A 17,992-nucleotide genomic window follows, 5' to 3' on the forward strand; every position below is an offset into this window, starting at 1 on the left:
GGCATCCTCGCTACAGCAGCCTGCTGTGAGTCGATTATAGCCAGTCCTATCAGATGATTGTGATCACACGTCGACCGAATCGTCGAGATGCGGAAAACGTTGCCACGACCTCGGTACGTCGGGGAGACGTGCCGGGACCGGTGCGTTATCGGCGCTGCGGCGATACCGTCGACCCGATGGACGAATCCGTCGTCGTCGCCCCCGACTGGCTCGCCGATCGACTGGACGATCCGCAGGTGCGCGTCGTGGACGTACGAGACGCCTGGGAATTCGACGGCATCGGGCACGTTCCCGGGGCCGTGAACGTCCCCTTCGACAGCTATCGCGACGAGACCAGCGACGATCCGGGTACCTTGCCGGGCGCGACGGCGTTCGGCGATCTGCTCTCCGAGGCGGGGATCGAACCGGACGACACGATCGTCGTCTACGACGACACTCACGGCGTCTTCGCGGCCCGGTTCGTCGTCACCGCGGAGGCGTACGGCCACGACGACGTGCGACTGCTCGACGGCGATTTCAGCGCGTGGAGCCGGGAGCACGAGACGACGAGCGAGACCCCTGCGATCGAACCGACGGAGTACCGGGCGGAGCCGTTCTCCTTCGCCGAGAGTCCGCTCGTCGATCGGGAGGCCGTCGAGGCGGCGATCGAACGCGACGCGGTACTGGTCGACACGCGCGAGCGCGACGAGTTCGCCGAGGCGCACCTCCCCGGCGCGATCCGGTTCGACTGGCGCGAGGTCGTCGACGACGACACCCGTCGACTGAAACCCGACGCCGACCTCGTGGCCCTGCTGGCCGACCACGGGATCACGCCCGATCGGGAGGTGGTGCTCTACTGTAACACCGCCCGCCGCATCAGCCACACCTACGTCGTTCTGCGGGCACTGGGCTACGAGGACGTAGCCTTCTACGAGGGGAGTCTCACGGAGTGGCTGGCGACCGACGGCGCGATCGAGACCGGCGCCGAGTGATGCGCACCCGACAAATCAAAAGGGTTCGTTGCGAACCGGTGGGCACGGATGTCACTCGATCGTCGGTCGGCGGGACGATCATCCGGTCCCGACCCCGACCCCGAACGCGTTATTAGTGCGCTTGACGACGACGCGTGCCGTGAGATCGTCGCTGCACTCGACGAGCCGATGACCGTCAGCGAGATCTCGGACGAAGCCGAGGTCCCCCTCTCGACGGCGTACAAGAAACTCGATCGGTTGACCGCCGCGTCGCTGGTGGGCGAGCGTACCCAGCTCAGGCCGGGCGGCCACCACCGGTCCCGGTACGTGACCCGGTTCGACCGGGTCGCCGTCGAACTCGACGCGGACCGGGAGTTCCAGGTCGACATCGAACGGCCGCTCTCCGACCCGGAGCACCAGCTCGTGGACATGTGGTCGGCGGTTCGACACGGGACATGAGCGGGGTTACGACTGCCGTCGTCGCGCTGAAGACGATCACGCTCGCTCTCGGCGGCGTCATCACCTACTTCGCGTACAACGCGTACCGGCAGACAGACGCCCGTCCGATCGGCGCGCTCGCGCTCGGCTTCGGTTTCGTGACGCTGGGCGCGCTGCTGGCTGGCCTCGCCAACCAGGCGTACGGGATCGAGGGGGACCTCGTCGTCCTCATCGAGAGTTCGCTCACGGTCGTCGGGTTCGGGATCATCGTCTACTCGCTGTACGCCGACTGGTGACGCGATCGATCGGAGACGAAAAGCGGGAGAAAACAGCGGGCCCGGGTCAGCCGGGCTCAGCCGAGGACGTAGTCGAGCCGGGGGTACTTCTCGATCAGCGGAACGCCGTCGATCTCGTACCTCTCGATGAGCGCGTCCAGCCCGAGGATCCGGCCGGCGCCGAAGGCGGCGACGGCGAGGAAGACGAGCAGGTACGCGAAGTCACCGTTGATCATGCCGTGTTCGACGGACCAGTTCGCGAAGTAGAATAGGCCCATCATCATCGCGCCGAAGAACGCCGCGAGGCGAACCACTGCGCCGACGATCAGGCCCAACCCGATCGCGACCTGTCCGAACGGGACGGCGATGTTCACGAACTCGACGAACCAGGGGGTGGTTCCCATCCAGGTGAACATCCCGATCAGGGGCGACGCCTCGTTGACGCCGTAGAGCAGGTATCCCTGGGCGGAGAACGGCTCCGCGGCCAGGAGTTTGTCCAACCCGGCGTTGAGGAACGCGATCCCCATCATCATCCGCAGCGCGAGGACGAACCACGCGCTCAGGCTGTGGGCCTGTCCTCGAACCGCAACGCCGCCGATCTTGCTCTCGAACACGTTCGGACCACCGGTCATCTTTTCAGTTGCCATATGATCTTCACCTACTTCTATAGAGGGGTGCCGAGAGTATATAAACAGACGACGATTCTCCATTTCAGAGAACGTGTATTGAGGCCCTCAAAAGTGGGATGAGGGGCGCGAATTCTAATACGAATTTGACGGCGATCGACATATAAACTAGCAGGGTGCAACGATCGGTTTCACCTGGGTAATACGTCGCTGCGGCGATCAATCCCTCGATCCGATGTGACGATCGCCCGATTCGTTCACCGACTGGACCGGTTCCGTCAGTACAGCCGCCTACTCGGCGCTCACGTCGCGCCAGTCTGGGACGGTCGAGTACGGCCGATCGGCGGCCTCGTCGAACGCTTTCAGCACCACTTCGTTCAGCGACGGGTGGACGTGGACCGTTTCGGCGACGTCGTCGACCGTCCCCGACCCGTGTTCCATCGCGACGACCACTTCGTGCAGCAGCGTCGCCGCATCCGGGCCGACGATGTGACAGCCGAGGAGGTCGCCGTCCGGTCCCGAGAGGACCTTGACGAACCCGTCCCCGGCGTCCAGGATGACCCCCTTCGGCGCTGCGTCGTACGTGACGAGCGTCGACTCGTACTCGCGATCGTCGGCCGCGAGATCGGCTTCCGTCCGCCCGACGCTCGCGACCTGCGGCGAGGTGAAGATGGCGTGCGGCATGGCCTCGTAGTCGACCGCCCGATCGGCGCCGTCGAGGATGTTCGCCGAGACGATCTCGGCCTCGTAATCCGCGGCGTGTTTGAACGGCTGGGCGGCGAGGACGTCGCCCAGCGCCCAGACGTTCTCGGCGGTCGTCTCGAGGGTGTCGTCGGTCTCGACGTGGCCCTCGTCGTCGGTTTCGACGCCCGCAGCGTCGAGATCGAGCGCGTCGGTGTTCGGTCGCCGGCCGGTCGCGAGCAGCAGGTCGTCGGCCGACAGTTCGACTCGATCGTCCCCCTCGTCGCCGGTCGATTCCGCGATCACGTCGACTCGATCGCCGTCCTCCTCGACCGCGGCCGCCTCGTACCCGGTGTACAGGTCACAGTACGTCGCGAGCGACTCCGTCACGACCTCGCTCACGTCGTCGTCCTCGCCCGGAACGAGCCGATCGCTCCGACCGACGATCGACACCGCGGTGCCCAGCGCACCGAAGAAGTAGCCCAGTTCGGCCCCGATGTAGCCGCCGCCGACGATCACGAGGTCGTGCGGTCGCTCGTCGAGGAAGAGCACGTCGTCGCTGGTGCGGACGTCGACGTCCTCGAGTCCGTCGATCGGGGGCGTTACCGGGCGACTGCCGACCGCGACGACGACGTGCTCGCCGCGGATCTCCCCGGGATCGTCCTCGCCCTCGTTCGGATCGATCTCGAGGGTTCGATCGTCGACGAACTGCGCCTCGCCGCGGTAGAGGGCGACGCGTGTCGCCTCGTCGAGGTTGCGCTCCTGGCGATCGGCCTTGGCGTAGACCGTATCGTGGATCGACGACGTGATCGCGCCGTAGTCGACGCCATCGAGGGTCGCCTCGACGCCGAACCGATCGGCGCGTCGGATCTCGTCGACGACGTCGGCGCGGTGGAGCAACGCCTTCGAGGGGACACAGCCCCGGGTGATACAGGCCCCGCCGAGCGGACCGCGCTCGACCACGGCCGCCTCGAGGCCGCGGTCGGCCGCGGCGGTCGCGACCTGACTGCCGGATCCGCCGCCGATCACGATGATGTCGTACTCGTCCATACGGGCGTCGTCCACGGACGACCGCCTAAAATTGCAGCCTGCGAGTCGAGCCAGCACTAGAGCCAGTCGTCGCCGGGATCGTCGTCCGTCGCCTCCCGGTAGGACTCGACCGCCGCTGCGAGGTTCGCGAGGGCTTCCTCGCGCGTCTGTCCCTGGCTCGAGACGCCGGTCACCTCGTCGTCGGCGATGTGGAGTCCGTGCTCGTTCTCCCGCATCGTCACGTCCGCGTCCGCGAGTTCCTCGTACTCGCTCGGGTCGACGCTCGCGTCTCCCTCGGAAGTCATACGTGCGTCTTCGCGGCGCGCGGGTGAAATACTCACCGACGCCGATCGGGCGGTACGACGACGTTCGCGTTCGGCCGGCGGTCCCCCGGCCGCCGTTCCGGAGCCGATCGACTGCGGGCCGAGAAAAAGCCTTTAACGCCGCCGACTCGTAGAGCCCGCAAATGGTACTCGACGATCTCGGGAGTTCTCTGCGGGGTACGTTGGACAAACTCCGCGGGAAGTCACGAATCAGCGAAGAGGACATCGAGGAGATCGTCAAGGAGATCCAGCGATCGCTGCTCTCCGCCGACGTCGACGTCTCCCTCGTGATGGAGCTGTCGGACAGCATCAAGGAGCGCGCCCTGGAGGAGGAACCGCCGGCCGGCACGCCGGCGCGGGACTTCGTCCTCCGGATCGTCTACGAGGAACTGGTCGATCTCATCGGAGAGTCGACCGACCTTCCGCTCGAGGAGCAGACGATCCTGCTCGCGGGACTGCAGGGATCCGGTAAGACGACCTCCGCGGCGAAGATGGCGTGGTGGTTCTCGACCAAGGGACTGCGACCCGCGGTCATCCAGACCGACACCTTCCGGCCCGGTGCTTACGACCAGGCAAAGGAGATGACCGAGCGCGCGGAGGTCGACTTCTACGGCGACCCCGACGCCGAGGACCCCGTCGAGATCGCTCGCACGGGCCTCGAGGAGACCAGCGAGGCGGACGTCCACATCGTGGACACTGCCGGTCGCCACGCATTGGAGGACGACCTGATCGAGGAGATCGAGGAGATCGAGGGGGTCGTCGAGCCCGACACGTCCCTGCTCGTGTTAGACGCCGCGATCGGTCAGGGTGCGAAAGAGCAGGCCCAGCAGTTCGACGAGTCGATCGGGATCGACGGCGTCGTCATCACGAAGTTAGACGGGACGGCGAAGGGTGGTGGCGCGCTGACTGCGGTCGATCAAACGGACTCGTCGATCGCCTTCCTCGGCACCGGCGAGGAAGTCCAGGACGTCGAGCGGTTCGAACCCGACGGCTTCATCTCGCGGCTGCTCGGCATGGGCGATCTCGGCCAGCTCGCAGAGCGCGTCGAGCGCGCCATGCAGGAGACCGAGATCGAGGAGGAAGATTGGGATCCCGAGGACATGCTGCAGGGCCAGTTCACCCTGAACGACATGCAAAAGCAGATGGAGGCGATGAACAACATGGGCCCCCTCGACCAGGTGATGGACATGATCCCCGGCTTCGGCGGCGGGATCAAGGATCAGCTCCCCGACGACGCGATGGACGTCACCCAGGAGCGGATGCGCACCTTTAGCGTCATCATGGACTCGATGACGGACGCCGAGAAGGAGTACCCGAAGGCGATCGGCGCGAGCCAGATCGAACGCATCGCCCGCGGCTCGGGCACCAGCGAGGAGGAGGTCCGGGAACTCCTCCAGCAGTACAAGATGATGGAACGCACGATCAAGCAGTTCCAGGGGATGGGGTCGGACAAGGAGATGCAGCGGATGATGAAGCAGATGCAACAGCAGGGCGGCGGCGGTGGCGGCGGCATGGGCGGCATGGGCCCGTTCTGAGCGCCCGCGTCTGCTTTCGACCGGCGTGATCCCCCTCGTTTTCGTCTCGGCCTCGTCGACTCCGATCGGTTCGATCGGCTGACAGTCGTTCCGCCACTACGTTCAAGACGCTCTAGCCGTACGGTCCGGTATGGATCGACGGCGGTACCTCGCTCGCGCCGGGGGTCTCGGCGTAATCGCCGTCGCCGCGGGCTGTCTCGCCAGCGACTCCGACGGGACGGACCGCGCGGCGGCCGATCGAACCGGCGAGCGTGCGCTCGAACGGGCGGTCGGCAAGTTGAACCAGGCGGCACTCGCCCTGGGCGAGGATCTCGACGGGGTCGAGGATCCCGTCGAGGCGAGTTTCGACGCCGACGAGCCACGCGACCTGATCGCGACGGCACGGGAGCACCTGGGGACCGCCGCGACGGCGCTGGACGACGACCGCCGGCCCGACGTCGCGGAACTCCGGTCCTACGCCGACGTCCTCGAGGGGCTGGTCGACGTGGCCGACACGATCGCCGACGACGCGCTCGCGGACGACGTCGAGACGGTCACCGCGGCGATCGCGGAGGACGGCCGGATCGAGGACGCGATCCGGATCGTCGACGAGCGGAACGCGGATCTCCACGGGGCCAGCGACCGACTCGACGAGGCCGAGTCTGACCTTGAAACGCTCGACGCCGATCGGCTCGACGAGCTATCGATCGTCGACCTCGAAGAGATCGAAAACGGCGTCGCCGCACTGGACGGCGTGTTGTCCTCGATGCTGACGCTCGGATCGGGATACGAGACGATGCTCGACGGCTACGAGTCGCTCGAGGGGGGCGGGGCGGCGGCCGAGGACGGGAACTACGAGGGAGCTGCCGACGAGTTCGAGGCCGCCGAATCGGCGTTCGGGACGTCGCGGGCGGACTTCGACGACGGTGTCGCGGACGCGCCGTCGGGACTGGTCTCGTACTTCGAGACTGCACGGTGTCAGAGCGAGGCGCTGGAAACGGCCGCCGGACACTTCGCTTCGTCGGCGACTGCGGCGGCGAACGGCGACCTCCTGACCGCCGAACGGCGGCGTGCCGAGGGCGAGGCTGCGCTCGAGGACGCCGCAGACTGTTCGTCGTAACCCGCTCAGGCCGACGTCGCGTCGCGTTCGAGGGCCGATTCCGGCGGGAGTTCGTCGACGAGCACGACGGCGTCGCCTTCGAGGACGATTGTCTCGTCCCCGTCGAGGACGGTCGTCTCGATCCGGTACCTGTCGTCGCCGAGCGCATCGACGACCTCACAGACGGCCGTCACGCGATCGCCGATCGAGAGGGGTGCCAGAAAGCTGCTCTCCTGCGAGAGGTAGATCGTTAGCCCGGGGAGCCGAGCGAGTGCCGCGCTGATCAGCCCGTTGGCGAGGACGCCGTGGACGATCCGTCTCCCGAAGCGGGTTTCGGCGGCGTAGGCCTCGTCGAGGTGGAGTCGGTTCGTGTCGCCGGTGACCTCGGCGAAGGCCTCGACGTCGTCGGGCGTGATCGGCTTCGAGAACCGCGCAACGTCGCCGACCGCGACGGTCGACTCGTCTTCGCCGCGATACTCGAAGTCCCAGTCGTCGCGCTCGTACTGGGTGTCGGTCCGAACCCGTCGTCGCGGCTTCTCGGTCTCGAGACCGCCGGTCGGGTGGGCCAGGTGCGGAACGTAGTAGGTAAGTTCGGTCGTCGTGAGAATGCCGACGAGGTCACCGTCCTCGGTCGCGTCGGATTCGTCGACGACGGGGAGATGTTCGATATCGCTGGACCGCAGGCGCGCGACGGCGTCGACGATCGACGTGTCGGGTGCGATCGTCTCGAGCGGAGTCGACATCACGTCGTCCAGTTCGACGGTCCCGAGGTGGTCGCGATCACAGAGGGACTCGAGGAAGTCGCCTTCGGTGACGATCCCAAGCGGTGTGCCGTCACGCGTGACGACCACCGAACTCACTTCCTCGTCGCGCATCAGCGTTGCCGCCTGCGTCGCGCTCGCGTCCGGCGGCGCCGTGACGACGTCGGTGACCATGATCTCCGAGACGGGAATCGTGTCGTGCATCTCGGGCAGGGTACATTGCCGGAGGCCATTATTCCCCGGGCTGCGTCGATGGAACGAGTACGCGTCACGAGATCGGTCGGTAACCGCCGCGAGGAACCGTCGCGGGTAGCCGTCAGCCGTCGATCGGCCGGCCGTCTTCCGTCGGCGGGGCGATGTGGTCGACGTACTCCTCGACCGTCGGCTCCTCGACGCGGACGCGGACGCTGATCTCGCCGAGTTCGTCGGGTTCGCCGACCGAGAAGTTGACGCGGTCCTCGAAGGCCGCCTGCTTCTTCAGGGCAAAGGAGAACGTGTCCCCCTCGCGGTTCGCGAAGAACTCGCCGCGGGCGGTATCGAGGATCTCCTGGCGGTGGAGCAGGTCCGAAAAGTGGTCCATCGAGTGGGTCTCGCCCCTGATCTCGCCGAACTCCTCGTCGAGATCTGCGTTCGGGAAGATATTCGCGACCGCGTCCACGACGCGACTCGTCACCTCGGTGTCGTAGACGGGTGCCGCGATCTCGACGTCGACCCGGTAGATCTCGCTCATCGGTGACTCACCTCCCGGTCGACGCCGTCGCGAACGATGGCCCGGATGCGATCGTGAAAGGTCTCGAGCGTGTCGGTGTTCTCGACGACGACGTCGGCGCGGGCCATCGCGTCGTCCATCCCGAAGCCGCGTTCGCGCTCGTCGCGGGCGGCGAGTCCCTCGCCGCCGTCGGTCTCGTCTGCGTCCCGGCCCCGGGCGTCGATCCGCTCGGCACGGACTTCGAAGGGGGCCTCGATGCTGACGAGCGTGAAGTCCTCGCCGAACCGCTCCTCGAAGACGTCGACTTCGGTTCCGGAGCGAATGCCGTCGATCAGCACCGTCTCGTGGTCCTCGAGTCGATCCTCGATCATCGGGAGCGAGCGCTCGGCGATCGCCGCCGGTCCGTTCTCGTCGCGCAGGGTCTGCGCGACTTTCCCGTGGTCTTTCGCCGGATCGAGGCCCCGATCGGCCGTCTCCTGGCGGACGACGTCGCCCATCGTCACGACCGGGATGCCCTCCTCGCGTGCGACGGTCGCGGCTTCGCCTTTCCCGCTGCCGGGGAGCCCCACCGTTCCGATGACGTGCATCGGGAGTGGATACAGGCGACGCCTGCATAAGGACTGTGTTCGTCGGGCGGGCGGGAGCGACCCCCGTTTCCCGTTCGCTAAGCCCCGTTTCGGTCCGCGCAACTGGGGTAGTGCTGTCGTACCGTCGGGGTCGCGGTATCGACGGCCCCGATCCGGACGGGGTCGCGGCGTCGACGATCCCGATTTGGGTACGCTCGTCGCAGCGGGTTCGGATCTGGGGGGTGGCAGGCGGACCGCACTCGCGGGAGCGTTCGTTGCCCGACTGGAAACGGTGGCCGCGTTCGCAACCGTTCAGCCGTCCCGATCGGACGATCGATAATTTGCCTGAACTCGGGACTACGATTCGTAACTGACTGTCCCCCTTATTGGCTGTTTCACTGTCGCTTCGGACGCACGCCATGACAGACAGACTCCTCGACAGGCGCCGATTCACCACGGTCGTCGGCGCTGGTGTGGTCGCTGCGGTTGCCGGCTGTATGGACGACGAGAACGTGGACGATTCGGCGGGTGGCGATTCCGGGAACGACGACACCGTCGGTGACGAGACGGACGACGGTGGGATGGGCGACGGCAACGAGACGGACGATAGCGGAATGGGCGACGGCAACGAGACGGACGACGGCGGGATGGGCGACGACGAAAATACCACTGCCGACGAGAACGCCACCGCTCCCGACGACGAGGAGGACGACCCCGACGATTCCGACGCATAACGATCGCAGCTGCGGACGCTCCCACTTCTTCCGAGCGGCCACGGTCGCCCCACCCGTGCCGTTCCGATGGCTGACGGCTCTTCGGTACGAGTCGATCGACCGGTACCGTTATTCTCGACTCTTGCCATGCCTGCAACGTGACCCAGCGATCGCTCTTCGTCCGTGCGCTCTGGTTCGTCCTCGTCGGCTGGTGGCTCACCCCGATCGTCGTCAACATCGCGTGGGCGCTGAACGTAACCGTGCTCCTCGCCCCCGTCGGAATCACGCTGATCAATCTCGTCCCGACCGTCCTCACGCTCCAGGAGCCGCGATCGGTTTCGAACCCCGACGTGGCCCGCGGCCAGCACTCGCTGCTGGTCCGGGCGCCGTACTTCGTCTTCGTCGGCTGGTGGTTGAGTTTCGTCTGGGCCAACGTGGCGGCGCTCCTGGCGATTACGATTATCGGGCTGCCGATCGCGATCTGGCTGATCAACCGGCTCCCGTTCGTGACATCGCTGTACCGCTTTCACGGCTAGTCGCGGGCGGAAATCCACACTGCTTATGCTGATCGATCGTTGATTCGTACGCGGGGGCACGTAGCTCAGTCCGGATAGAGCGTCGGACTTCTATCCCTAGCGCGATCGCGGTGGGGGAAGACATCCGACGGTCGTGGGTTCAAATCCCATCGTGCCCGTACGAAAACTGTCGTTTTAGGACTTCTACTTAGAAGTCCGCGAGAGCACCGCTACCAGTTAGATTCGACTCATTCCCGACCAGCGACTCGTCCTGAGAATCTGGACTTCGTTCAGCGGTTGAACGCCCCCTTTCGCAGTCCGGCGATTTCCATTGTCGGAGACGTCGCGAGGTGGTCGGCGTGAGCCTTGCTCCGTGGCCACCGGAAGACCGATCGATGTGCCGGCACTGCGGAGCCCACGTCACCGATCAATTCCGTCGGGTCTTCGGTGACGATCGCGATCGAGCCCATCGCTGTAGCGAGTGCGATAGCTACCGTCGATTGAGCCGCGGGTCCGCAGCTGGCGTGGATGTCGAGATTCCGGACCCGGAGACGTCACCCGGCCGTCACGGAGGTGAGGCGAATGCGTGACGGCCTGTTCGTTCCGGCGAGTCAGCTGTACGACGTCGAGTCGCGGACGCCCATAGCCCATCCGGCCCATCACGCGACCGACGAGCAGGTTCGTCGTGCCGTCGAGAATCGAGGTGAATCGGCGTGAGTCGCCTCGTCGAATCCGACGAGTGCGAGCGCTGCGACGATCGCGTCGATGCGTTTCGTCGGCTCTGTTCGGACTGCACGCGTGAGGTTCGTGACGCGCGGGAGGGTCCGCTATGAGTTCGCGGACGTCAGAACTCGAGAGTCCGAAGGCCAGCGGTGACGCGATCGAGGCGACGGTCGTCCAGGACGTCGACGAGTTCGAGCACGTCGGCGACCGGACGGCCACCTGGCACGACGCCAAGACGACCACGCTCCTGGAGCCGCGACGATCGCTGCCGTTCTACGGGATCGTCCTCGTCGAGCCGGCAGTTCCAGTCGAAATCAAGGGCTGTCAGGTCGAGACGGGTAACGGTGACCGATCGACCCGCGGTCGGTTCTACGTCAAGCGGTCGGCGCACGAGCAGCTGCTCGAGGCCGCGGGGATGTACCTGTTCGTGGTCTACCTGCCGCGACCGGGACTGCCACAGATCGCCCGCGCGATCGTCCCCGCGACGATCGTCGACGAACTCCTGGCCGGTCGGTGGTACGACGTCGGCGGCGAGCGATCGGAGTCCGAGGTCGCGAAACTCGCGTGGTCGCACGTGATCGATCCGGCGGGTGTCGATCCCGCGGTGACCGTGGGTGATCGCCCGTGAGTTCCGACGTCGATCACCCTCGCCCCGATCGCGCCGACCTCGACGATCGCGACCTCGAGGCGGAACTCGTGAATTCGAGGGCGGGCCACGTCGGCATCCCCGTCGATGCGATTTGCGTGGGCTGTGGGCGGATTCGGGTTAAGCGGGCCGATCCCGAAGAAATGGGCCAGGATCCGCAGGTCGATCCGACCGAACTCGAGACGAGAGACCTCACCTCGTTTAAACACGTCTGCTACCCGTGTCAGGGAGCGACGTGGTGGAACCCGATAGCGGTGCTGACCGGCTTGCTCGAGCGTGAGCGAGGTGAGTAGCGGTGCTGCAAGTAGCGACAGCACCGCACGAGATCGAGGGCCGCTGGAAGTGGCCGGACTGGGATCGTGGTCCGTACGACGCACTGTCGTCGGTGATGCTCGGGCCGCCGTTCGAGGGCTACCTCGAGGTGAGTACGGAGGTCGACGGCGAACCGTGGCGGCTCCAGGTGAGCTACAGCAAGTCCGGTTTCGCACCGCGACTGTCGGACGGGATCAACGCCGAACGGCTGTACGAGTGGGACATCGTGGGCCGCGGGCGGAACGAAAAGAAGGCGTCCTACAACATCTCCCCGCGGTTCCCGAACATGCGCCACTGGGAGACCGGCGAACCAGTGCAGCTGCCGTGGGAAAATCAGGTCGGCGAGACCGAAGGTGTCGACGTCGAGTACCACACGAGTAACATCGAAGCCGACCGCGGCCTCGAGTTGCTGCCGGAGTTCTTCGCCGCGATCTTCGACGAGGCGGAGGAACGTGTTCACCCGGAGTACTTTCGGACCGATCCGCACCCAGCCAGCACGATGTGGGCGTACGAGCGGTACGTCCGAATCCGGCGCGAATGGGCTCGAAAGCTCTCGTCGGCGGGCGTGCTCCAGAAGGTGGCGCTGTATCTATCCGACCTGGAGGGCGTCAAGGCCGAGTTGCACATCGACAACACGGAGGTGATGAACCACCAGAACCGGCTCTTCCTCGAGCCGTCGTCGGTGACCGAACTCCTGCCGGGCCACACCTACGGCCGAAAGTTCGAGATCTACCAGCTGAAGGACCCGGATGCGGTGTCGAAGGACCACCCATCCTACCACCCGAAGGTCGAGGTGCTGGTCAACAAGAAGATGAACGGCGGTCAGGCGTGGGCGTGGGCCGATCGCCACGAGGTGACCGAAGAGATCGATGAGACGCTGTTGAACGCGCTCCAGTGGGAAGACATCCCGCTGGCCCCCGACGGCAACGGCGTGTACGTCGCGGACGATCACTTCGACGCCGTGGCGAGAGAGGAGACGGTCGAACTGTACGAAGATCCGACGCCGCGCCTCGAGGCCAAGACCGACCACCTGTTGATGACGACGCTTCGGGACATGGGCGAGACCGCTCGCGACGTGACCGAGACGGTCGCGACCGACGGCGGTGCGACCGTCGACGATCTCGCCGACCAGCTGGGGAAGCATCCCGCGACGATCTACCGGGCGATCGAAGATCTCGGCGAGATCCTCGAACTCGATCAGGGGAACGTGTCGTTCCGCGCCCGGAAATACCGCGAGGAGTTGCGCGCGCTCGTCGAGTCGGCCGAGTATGCGATCGAGAGTTTCGCCGATCGGATCCAGCACGTGATGGGCCTTGCCGATCACGTTGCGGAACTCTCTCTGTTCCAGGAGTGGCTCGCCGAGAACGGCGCCGAAGTCGAGTTCGACGAGCAGGGCGATCCGAAGCGGGTGCGGGTCGACACGATCCTGTCGGAGCTGAAAGCGAGCAGCTTCGAGAACGTCGCGACGATCGCGGCAGAAGCCCTCGAGAAGTGGTCAAAGTCGGGCAACGATCCGGCGATCCTCAGGCGAGCACAGATGTCCTGGAAGACTCCCGGCGGCGGCACCGAGGTCGGGTTCGTCGGTGCGATCGCCGATCGCTGAACCGACCTCGGTAGTGGCAACACTATTCTGACCCCTCTTTTCGGCAATTTTGGTTGTCTTGTAGCGGTGACTGTGCAATTCTGGTTGTAGTTCTCGCCTTGAGGGCGGGGTCGGCGCCGCGATCGCGCCGCGAGCCGGCGGGGTCGTTTCGCGCTTCGCGCGAAAGCCCCCTTGGCGGGTGTCGCCAAGGCGACAACGCCAAAAAATTACAACGTCCTCGCCTGTCTTCGCACAGCAGATCTCCAGTTGAAACACATGAAACGGAGGTTGCCGGCCCGACGGAATTTCATAAATTATAGCTCATCTGCTCCGTGATGTATACCACTGCTCAAAAAGACATTTTCATCATTTACGCGTTGACTCATTTGGGTCGTAGCCACAGGAAGACCTCCACAGACGAACGAGTATTGGAATTGGCAAGGATATTACAGTACATATGGCTACGATACCGCTAATACGCCAGCTTGAGTGATCTCCGAAGAGAAAGAACAGTTGCTTCGAGACGTTGGTTTCGATTTCTGGATTTCTCTAAACGTCGTGTCCCAAGGGAAGTTCTTTCATTTCCTGTATATCATCATCCAGTTCGATATCACTACCAAGACGTTCTTTATTCACCTTGGCCACTAATTGTAAATTGGTTTCTCTACTCTGAACTTGATCTTTCTTGAGGATTCGGAGACCTTCTTTCAGCCCTCGAATAAAACGCGACCCTTTCTCAGTCTCTTTGTAGATATGGATTTGACCTTCCTTCTCCATAGCAATTAGATTCAGGTCGTCGTATTTCTCAATGATCTCTGTGAAACCTGGATCCGTTGGGCCTCGGGGTGCACGAACAAATGACCATTCTTCTTTCAGACCCACACTATCACGATACTGAACAAGCGACTTATGGAATTTCTTTTCTCCATTTATTTCGCCATCGAATTCGTCAAGCATCCATAATCGAGGATGGTACTTCGCTTCTTCCTCAGGTAGTACTTCATCTTTCTCAGTCATGTTCCCCATTCACCCGAATTTACTACCGAAGTCTGTTCAAATTGCTTCCGTTGAAGCTCAATCGTGTGGTCCTCGTCAAATTGGTCACTAACATACTCATCAGACGATGTGAGGATGATCTGTTGCTCGACTCCAAGTAGATATTTGAGAGCTGATTTCTTAATATTCTCATCTAAGTGTGAAAATGGCTCATCTAGAACCACTGTTGACCAATTTATCGCATCAGAGTCATTTCCATATTCGTTGAGGGAAAGTATGAAAGAGATATTGAGTAGTTGTATCTCAGAGTCACTCAAATCACCTCGTCTCCGATAATATCGTTTTCCATCGTCACCACCTGGTAAAACAATAGATCCATCTGTGTCATCAATCACGACCTCTTGACCAAGATCTCCGTTCAGATTCTTAAAATGCGAGGACCATGTTTGCTCAAAGTCAGCAATTTCATTTCTTTTACTGTCCAGTTGTAATTCGTTTAGTTTGTCTCTGTTCTCTTGTAATTTTTCTTCAGTATCTTGGACCATTGCCTTAGCATTCTCTAATTTTTCCTCCACCTCATTCAGTTGATCACGATGGCTATCGAGACTTTCTCTAAGGAGTGATACCTCTTCATTCGCTTCTTCTTTTATTTCATCAACCGATTGATTGTCCTCTCTTAACTTACGGACTGCAAGACTATTTAATTCAGAAATTTCAGGGATTTCAGCCTCTAGTTCGTTTATTTGATTTTTGATGTCTGACAGTTTATCTTTATCTTTCGCAATCTCGATAGATAATTCGCCTTTTCGCGTTTCGGATTCGCTCTTCTTGTCTCTGAGTTCATCCTTCAATTCTTGAACAGAGTGATCTTGGTTGCAATAAGGACATTTATGCCTTTGTAGGCGATTTTCAGCGGACTTCGAATCAACCCTCTCCTCACAAACTGGACAAACAAACTCTTTTATTGCCTCTATGATGAGGGATTCTACTTCCCCGTCGTATCGCTCAATTTCATTTAGTTCTTTCTCTTTTTCGTTTATCTTTCTGTTCAGCCCGTGTTCTTTTTGAGATAATTCTTCTAATCTACGTCGGATTTCTTGATGATTCTCTAAGGTCGTCTCAATTTTCTCTAGACGTCCTTTTGCAACTAAATCCAACAGCGTTTCCCAATCAGACAGTTGTCCTTCAAATTGGCTTACTTGCCGTTGAAGCTTGTCTCTCTGTCTTTGTAAGGGAGAAATCCTATCTTCCGTCCTAATCTGTTCTTCGTTCAAATCTTCTATAGACTTCTTCAATCTATCTATCTCCTCTTTTCTACCGATATCTGTTACAGACAATATGAGGTCCACCAGCTCGCTAGATCTTAGAGATTCTAAGGGGAGTTGATCTATATGAGAGTGTATGAAGTGTTGTTTGAGAATTCTAGTATCTCCAGTAATCTTCCATAACTCAGAATCTGCTGAGTCCTTCTCGTAAGTCTTGCTATCTTTCTCATATTTCCTTCGCGGAGCACCACGGAAAAACCGAGATCCATCGCTATATGTTATCCAAACCTTGTTACCTTTGCCAGAACGGGTAGCTATTGTTTCCTTATGGCCTAATAGACCGTAAAGGAGTGCATTGAAAGTCAGGCTCTTGCCACTACGGTTTGGTCCATAAACAAGTAGAGACTCACCATTGAGGTTTTGGATACCGGGTTTTTGACTTGCTGTATATTCTTCTTTAGCGAATTCTTTTATAGTGAACCCACTAATTTTCATTTGCGATCACCTTGGGGAAGCGTTCAATTGTTCTAACCACTTGCCGAAGTACGTGGATATCTATTAATACTGAAAGTATAAAAATAATTAGTCCTATAATAATACCAATACTATGGGAGACAAAATATCCGAAGAAAGGGGCAGTAAGACCGATCGTCAAAGAGCAGAGTATTGTAGTGATTTTCTTCCTTGCTGTTTCATCTAGTTTATCTATTTCGTCTTTACTTTCACCCGTGTACCAGTCATCAAATTGGCTCCCGCCTTTCAATTCCGCCTCAATCCGAGCGATAGCTAAGTGCTGTTCAAGCAACTTTTCAATAATGGTTCCTGTGAAGAGTTTGCTGGTCTCGTAAACAATCCACGCAGGGCCGATCGCAAACAGGAGTACTAATTCACTGTATGCAAAATCAAATGACGGAATAATCAAAAAATAAAATATCAAACCAGAGTATAGGGTTAGGGCACCTAATCCGGCCCCGCTGTCGTGAGCGAATGAGGAAGGATCAGACATGATGTGTGTTGGGAAGCATTATGTCAGCAGGGGTTAAACCTTTCCCCGCTGAACAAACCATCCAGATTTAATTAGATATCCTGTGGGTAGCTATTTACAACCAGTTTTATACATCTCCTTTCTGAGAATGAGTGATATGTCAAAACTGCTCAGCTCACTTCCATCGCGGCCACTCAAGAAGTCCGAGGTCCTCAGCATGAGTGATAAAGCCCGCGAATATTGTATTCGTCCAGAGTCTAACGAAGCATTCGTTATCTCGTTTCTCGGTGAAAATCAGGTTCATGCATTGGGTTTCGATGAGGATGCTGAACAGTGGGTTCAGTTCCACACTACCGACATGGCATATTCAGAGGAGAGTGCTCAAGCTCTAGATGATGCTATTAACCGTTGGACGAAGTCTCAGTACGGCGAACGGATCGACGATGGAGATCTCTATATGGCTGGCCTCGATGATCCACCTGTTGAGGTTCAGATGGGGCTCGAGCCTGAGTACGATTGCCCAGACTGCAGTTTTTACGAGACGGGGACAACCACGAGGCCACAGACCTTCCTAAATCATCTTCGCGAGGACCATGACTACTCAAGTTCCGAAGCGCACGCGATCTTGAACGGAAAGGATTGAGCCCCAGGGGTCGCACGTCATGACGATCGGTTTCCCGAATATGAACACGAGTCGAGTACCGGCCGTGTTCATATCGGGCCCACGCCCATCGCGATCGCCCCGGCCACCGCGCCGATCGAGCCGGGCCCCGACACTCTCTTTATAAGATAGACCTGTTCGAATGAACCGAAAAAACTAGGAATAGCGGGTCGTGTTCACGGGCATGGCCTACACCGAAACGCCAGGTTCGGTCCGAATCCGAACTGACGATGGGAACGAGTGGCGGTTCGACGCCATTCAGAAAGCCGCGAAGTTCTACGACTGTAACCGATCGAACGCGATCGCGTTCGCGTGCAATGACGTCGACGGACTCGTGAGTGCAGCCCGACGTGTTCTCGAGCGGGACGACCTGACGCTCGAGCAGCGCCGGGAGATTGCCGAGACGCTGAGCACGCGAGCCGTCAGCTTTGACGTCGGGACCGAGGTTTCGATCGAGACAAAAGGAGAAATGTGATCCACTGGTCCCGCATCTGCACTCGCAAAGCAGAGGAAAAGCGTTGAAAGCGTTATTGACGAGCATCGAAACCACTTCTCTGCCTGAATCTCGAATTCGCTTGAGCCGAGCCTTCGAGAACATCGATCTCGACCAAGTGTCTTTTCAT

24 protein-coding genes and 1 tRNA gene are annotated in these 17,992 nt (G+C 60.8%); 15 read left to right on the forward strand and 10 right to left on the reverse strand.

What is annotated here, in order from left to right; genetic code table 11:
• Positions 1-176 precede the first annotated feature (176 nt).
• From MUG98_RS22165 to MUG98_RS22175, 3 genes are read left to right on the forward strand one after another with little or no spacing between them, the layout of a single operon-like run.
• Positions 177-971, forward strand: coding sequence for a sulfurtransferase (locus tag MUG98_RS22165; RefSeq protein ID WP_265109589.1), 795 nt, complete (start codon positions 177-179; stop codon positions 969-971).
• 48 nt (positions 972-1,019) lie between these two features.
• The gene (locus MUG98_RS22170) at positions 1,020-1,409 is read left to right on the forward strand and encodes a winged helix-turn-helix domain-containing protein (protein ID WP_265109590.1); all 390 of its coding nucleotides are present in this window, start codon (positions 1,020-1,022) and stop codon (positions 1,407-1,409) included.
• Complete coding sequence (locus MUG98_RS22175) at positions 1,406-1,684, forward strand: DUF7521 family protein (RefSeq protein ID WP_265109591.1); 279 nt, start codon at positions 1,406-1,408, stop codon at positions 1,682-1,684. Before MUG98_RS22170 ends, MUG98_RS22175 begins: the two co-directional genes overlap by 4 nt.
• A gap of 56 nt (positions 1,685-1,740) precedes the next feature.
• Here the strand turns inward: MUG98_RS22175 and MUG98_RS22180 are convergent, their stop codons facing one another.
• The 3 genes from MUG98_RS22180 to MUG98_RS22190 all read right to left on the reverse strand — a co-directional run bounded on the left by MUG98_RS22180 (position 1,741) and on the right by MUG98_RS22190 (position 4,304).
• Positions 1,741-2,310 (reverse strand): DoxX family protein, encoded by a 570-nt coding sequence (locus tag MUG98_RS22180; protein WP_265109592.1) that lies wholly within the window; start codon positions 2,308-2,310, stop codon positions 1,741-1,743.
• 270 nt (positions 2,311-2,580) lie between these two features.
• The gene (locus MUG98_RS22185) at positions 2,581-4,020 is read right to left on the reverse strand and encodes a dihydrolipoyl dehydrogenase (RefSeq protein ID WP_265109593.1); all 1,440 of its coding nucleotides are present in this window, start codon (positions 4,018-4,020) and stop codon (positions 2,581-2,583) included.
• A 56-nt stretch (positions 4,021-4,076) separates the two neighbouring features.
• Positions 4,077-4,304, reverse strand: a complete 228-nt coding sequence (locus MUG98_RS22190) for a type II toxin-antitoxin system HicB family antitoxin (RefSeq protein WP_265109594.1) — start codon at positions 4,302-4,304, stop codon at positions 4,077-4,079.
• 161 nt (positions 4,305-4,465) lie between these two features.
• Between MUG98_RS22190 and MUG98_RS22195 the strand changes: the two genes are divergently transcribed.
• On the forward strand, positions 4,466-5,857 hold the full coding sequence (locus MUG98_RS22195; protein ID WP_265109595.1) for a signal recognition particle protein Srp54: 1,392 nt from the start codon (positions 4,466-4,468) through the stop codon (positions 5,855-5,857).
• A gap of 130 nt (positions 5,858-5,987) precedes the next feature.
• Complete coding sequence (locus tag MUG98_RS22200; RefSeq protein WP_265109596.1) at positions 5,988-6,956, forward strand: hypothetical protein; 969 nt, start codon at positions 5,988-5,990, stop codon at positions 6,954-6,956.
• A gap of 5 nt (positions 6,957-6,961) precedes the next feature.
• Here MUG98_RS22200 and MUG98_RS22205 read toward each other — a convergent pair whose 3' ends face one another.
• The 3 genes from MUG98_RS22205 to MUG98_RS22215 form a co-directional block, all read right to left on the reverse strand.
• Positions 6,962-7,900 carry a CBS domain-containing protein gene (locus MUG98_RS22205; RefSeq protein ID WP_265109597.1) on the reverse strand — a complete coding sequence of 313 codons (939 nt, stop codon included), beginning with the start codon at positions 7,898-7,900 and terminating at the stop codon, positions 6,962-6,964.
• A 112-nt stretch (positions 7,901-8,012) separates the two neighbouring features.
• A complete protein-coding gene (locus MUG98_RS22210) occupies positions 8,013-8,426 on the reverse strand; it encodes an RNA-binding domain-containing protein (protein WP_265109598.1) in 414 nt (137 codons plus the stop codon).
• Entirely contained in the window at positions 8,423-8,992 is a 570-nt protein-coding gene (locus tag MUG98_RS22215; protein ID WP_265109599.1) for an AAA family ATPase, read from the reverse strand. The genes MUG98_RS22210 and MUG98_RS22215 overlap by 4 nt, the downstream gene beginning before the upstream one ends.
• Before the next feature lie 398 nt (positions 8,993-9,390).
• Between MUG98_RS22215 and MUG98_RS22220 the strand changes: the two genes are divergently transcribed.
• The 3 genes from MUG98_RS22220 (at position 9,391) to MUG98_RS22230 (ending at position 10,378) form a co-directional block, all read left to right on the forward strand.
• Positions 9,391-9,705: a hypothetical protein gene (locus MUG98_RS22220; protein ID WP_265109600.1), complete on the forward strand. Its 315-nt coding sequence runs from the start codon at positions 9,391-9,393 to the stop codon at positions 9,703-9,705.
• Between the two features lie 137 nt (positions 9,706-9,842).
• Entirely contained in the window at positions 9,843-10,220 is a 378-nt protein-coding gene (locus tag MUG98_RS22225) for a YccF domain-containing protein (protein WP_265109601.1), read from the forward strand.
• Positions 10,221-10,274: 54 nt separating this feature from the next.
• Positions 10,275-10,378: transfer RNA gene (locus MUG98_RS22230), tRNA-Arg, on the forward strand.
• Between the two features lie 111 nt (positions 10,379-10,489).
• Here MUG98_RS22230 and MUG98_RS22235 read toward each other — a convergent pair.
• A complete protein-coding gene (locus MUG98_RS22235; RefSeq protein WP_265112566.1) occupies positions 10,490-10,669 on the reverse strand; it encodes a hypothetical protein in 180 nt (59 codons plus the stop codon).
• Between MUG98_RS22235 and MUG98_RS22240 the strand changes: the two genes are divergently transcribed.
• The 5 genes from MUG98_RS22240 (at position 10,595) to MUG98_RS22260 (ending at position 13,483) form a co-directional block, all read left to right on the forward strand.
• Positions 10,595-10,789 (forward strand): DUF7563 family protein, encoded by a 195-nt coding sequence (locus tag MUG98_RS22240; RefSeq protein ID WP_265112505.1) that lies wholly within the window; start codon positions 10,595-10,597, stop codon positions 10,787-10,789. The genes MUG98_RS22235 and MUG98_RS22240 overlap by 75 nt on opposite strands.
• Positions 10,782-10,916 (forward strand): hypothetical protein, encoded by a 135-nt coding sequence (locus MUG98_RS22245; protein ID WP_265109602.1) that lies wholly within the window; start codon positions 10,782-10,784, stop codon positions 10,914-10,916. The genes MUG98_RS22240 and MUG98_RS22245 overlap by 8 nt, the downstream gene beginning before the upstream one ends.
• A 112-nt stretch (positions 10,917-11,028) precedes the next feature.
• A complete protein-coding gene (locus MUG98_RS22250; protein WP_265109603.1) occupies positions 11,029-11,550 on the forward strand; it encodes a PD-(D/E)XK family putative nuclease in 522 nt (173 codons plus the stop codon).
• Positions 11,547-11,861, forward strand: coding sequence for a hypothetical protein (locus MUG98_RS22255; protein ID WP_265109604.1), 315 nt, complete (start codon positions 11,547-11,549; stop codon positions 11,859-11,861). Before MUG98_RS22250 ends, MUG98_RS22255 begins: the two co-directional genes overlap by 4 nt.
• A gap of 2 nt (positions 11,862-11,863) precedes the next feature.
• Positions 11,864-13,483: a DUF7845 domain-containing protein gene (locus tag MUG98_RS22260; protein ID WP_265109605.1), complete on the forward strand. Its 1,620-nt coding sequence runs from the start codon at positions 11,864-11,866 to the stop codon at positions 13,481-13,483.
• A gap of 528 nt (positions 13,484-14,011) precedes the next feature.
• Here the strand turns inward: MUG98_RS22260 and MUG98_RS22265 are convergent.
• The 3 genes from MUG98_RS22265 to MUG98_RS22275 are packed head-to-tail and all read right to left on the reverse strand — an operon-like array spanning position 14,012 to position 16,729.
• Complete coding sequence (locus tag MUG98_RS22265; protein ID WP_265109606.1) at positions 14,012-14,479, reverse strand: hypothetical protein; 468 nt, start codon at positions 14,477-14,479, stop codon at positions 14,012-14,014.
• On the reverse strand, positions 14,476-16,218 hold the full coding sequence (locus MUG98_RS22270) for an AAA family ATPase (RefSeq protein ID WP_265109607.1): 1,743 nt from the start codon (positions 16,216-16,218) through the stop codon (positions 14,476-14,478). Before MUG98_RS22270 ends, MUG98_RS22265 begins: the two co-directional genes overlap by 4 nt.
• Complete coding sequence (locus tag MUG98_RS22275) at positions 16,208-16,729, reverse strand: hypothetical protein (protein ID WP_265109608.1); 522 nt, start codon at positions 16,727-16,729, stop codon at positions 16,208-16,210. The genes MUG98_RS22270 and MUG98_RS22275 overlap by 11 nt, the downstream gene beginning before the upstream one ends.
• A gap of 136 nt (positions 16,730-16,865) precedes the next feature.
• Between MUG98_RS22275 and MUG98_RS22280 the strand changes: the two genes are divergently transcribed.
• Together MUG98_RS22280 and MUG98_RS22285 are read left to right on the forward strand one after the other, a co-directional pair.
• Positions 16,866-17,351, forward strand: coding sequence for a DUF7964 domain-containing protein (locus MUG98_RS22280; RefSeq protein ID WP_265109609.1), 486 nt, complete (start codon positions 16,866-16,868; stop codon positions 17,349-17,351).
• A gap of 202 nt (positions 17,352-17,553) precedes the next feature.
• Positions 17,554-17,844, forward strand: a complete 291-nt coding sequence (locus MUG98_RS22285; protein ID WP_265109610.1) for a DUF7692 domain-containing protein — start codon at positions 17,554-17,556, stop codon at positions 17,842-17,844.
• Positions 17,845-17,992 lie beyond the last annotated feature (148 nt).

It is taken from the genome of Halosolutus halophilus (assembly GCF_022869805.1).
Lineage (GTDB): Archaea > Halobacteriota > Halobacteria > Halobacteriales > Natrialbaceae > Halosolutus > Halosolutus halophilus.

Coding starts and splice junctions, on each gene's coding strand:
- MUG98_RS22195 (WP_265109595.1), top strand. CDS start 4,466: ATGGTACTCGACGATCTCGGGAGTTCTCTGCGGGGTACGTTGGACAAA.
- MUG98_RS22210 (WP_265109598.1), bottom strand. CDS start 8,426: ATGAGCGAGATCTACCGGGTCGACGTCGAGATCGCGGCACCCGTCTAC.
- MUG98_RS22240 (WP_265112505.1), top strand. CDS start 10,595: ATGTGCCGGCACTGCGGAGCCCACGTCACCGATCAATTCCGTCGGGTC.
- MUG98_RS22265 (WP_265109606.1), bottom strand. CDS start 14,479: ATGACTGAGAAAGATGAAGTACTACCTGAGGAAGAAGCGAAGTACCAT.
- MUG98_RS22235 (WP_265112566.1), bottom strand. CDS start 10,669: ATGGGCTCGATCGCGATCGTCACCGAAGACCCGACGGAATTGATCGGT.
- MUG98_RS22275 (WP_265109608.1), bottom strand. CDS start 16,729: ATGTCTGATCCTTCCTCATTCGCTCACGACAGCGGGGCCGGATTAGGT.
- MUG98_RS22170 (WP_265109590.1), top strand. CDS start 1,020: ATGTCACTCGATCGTCGGTCGGCGGGACGATCATCCGGTCCCGACCCC.
- MUG98_RS22280 (WP_265109609.1), top strand. CDS start 16,866: ATGTCAAAACTGCTCAGCTCACTTCCATCGCGGCCACTCAAGAAGTCC.
- MUG98_RS22220 (WP_265109600.1), top strand. CDS start 9,391: ATGACAGACAGACTCCTCGACAGGCGCCGATTCACCACGGTCGTCGGC.
- MUG98_RS22205 (WP_265109597.1), bottom strand. CDS start 7,900: ATGCACGACACGATTCCCGTCTCGGAGATCATGGTCACCGACGTCGTC.
- MUG98_RS22285 (WP_265109610.1), top strand. CDS start 17,554: ATGGCCTACACCGAAACGCCAGGTTCGGTCCGAATCCGAACTGACGAT.
- MUG98_RS22165 (WP_265109589.1), top strand. CDS start 177: ATGGACGAATCCGTCGTCGTCGCCCCCGACTGGCTCGCCGATCGACTG.
- MUG98_RS22185 (WP_265109593.1), bottom strand. CDS start 4,020: ATGGACGAGTACGACATCATCGTGATCGGCGGCGGATCCGGCAGTCAG.
- MUG98_RS22180 (WP_265109592.1), bottom strand. CDS start 2,310: ATGGCAACTGAAAAGATGACCGGTGGTCCGAACGTGTTCGAGAGCAAG.
- MUG98_RS22190 (WP_265109594.1), bottom strand. CDS start 4,304: ATGACTTCCGAGGGAGACGCGAGCGTCGACCCGAGCGAGTACGAGGAA.
- MUG98_RS22250 (WP_265109603.1), top strand. CDS start 11,029: ATGAGTTCGCGGACGTCAGAACTCGAGAGTCCGAAGGCCAGCGGTGAC.
- MUG98_RS22175 (WP_265109591.1), top strand. CDS start 1,406: ATGAGCGGGGTTACGACTGCCGTCGTCGCGCTGAAGACGATCACGCTC.
- MUG98_RS22270 (WP_265109607.1), bottom strand. CDS start 16,218: ATGAAAATTAGTGGGTTCACTATAAAAGAATTCGCTAAAGAAGAATAT.
- MUG98_RS22245 (WP_265109602.1), top strand. CDS start 10,782: ATGCGTGACGGCCTGTTCGTTCCGGCGAGTCAGCTGTACGACGTCGAG.
- MUG98_RS22200 (WP_265109596.1), top strand. CDS start 5,988: ATGGATCGACGGCGGTACCTCGCTCGCGCCGGGGGTCTCGGCGTAATC.
- MUG98_RS22215 (WP_265109599.1), bottom strand. CDS start 8,992: ATGCACGTCATCGGAACGGTGGGGCTCCCCGGCAGCGGGAAAGGCGAA.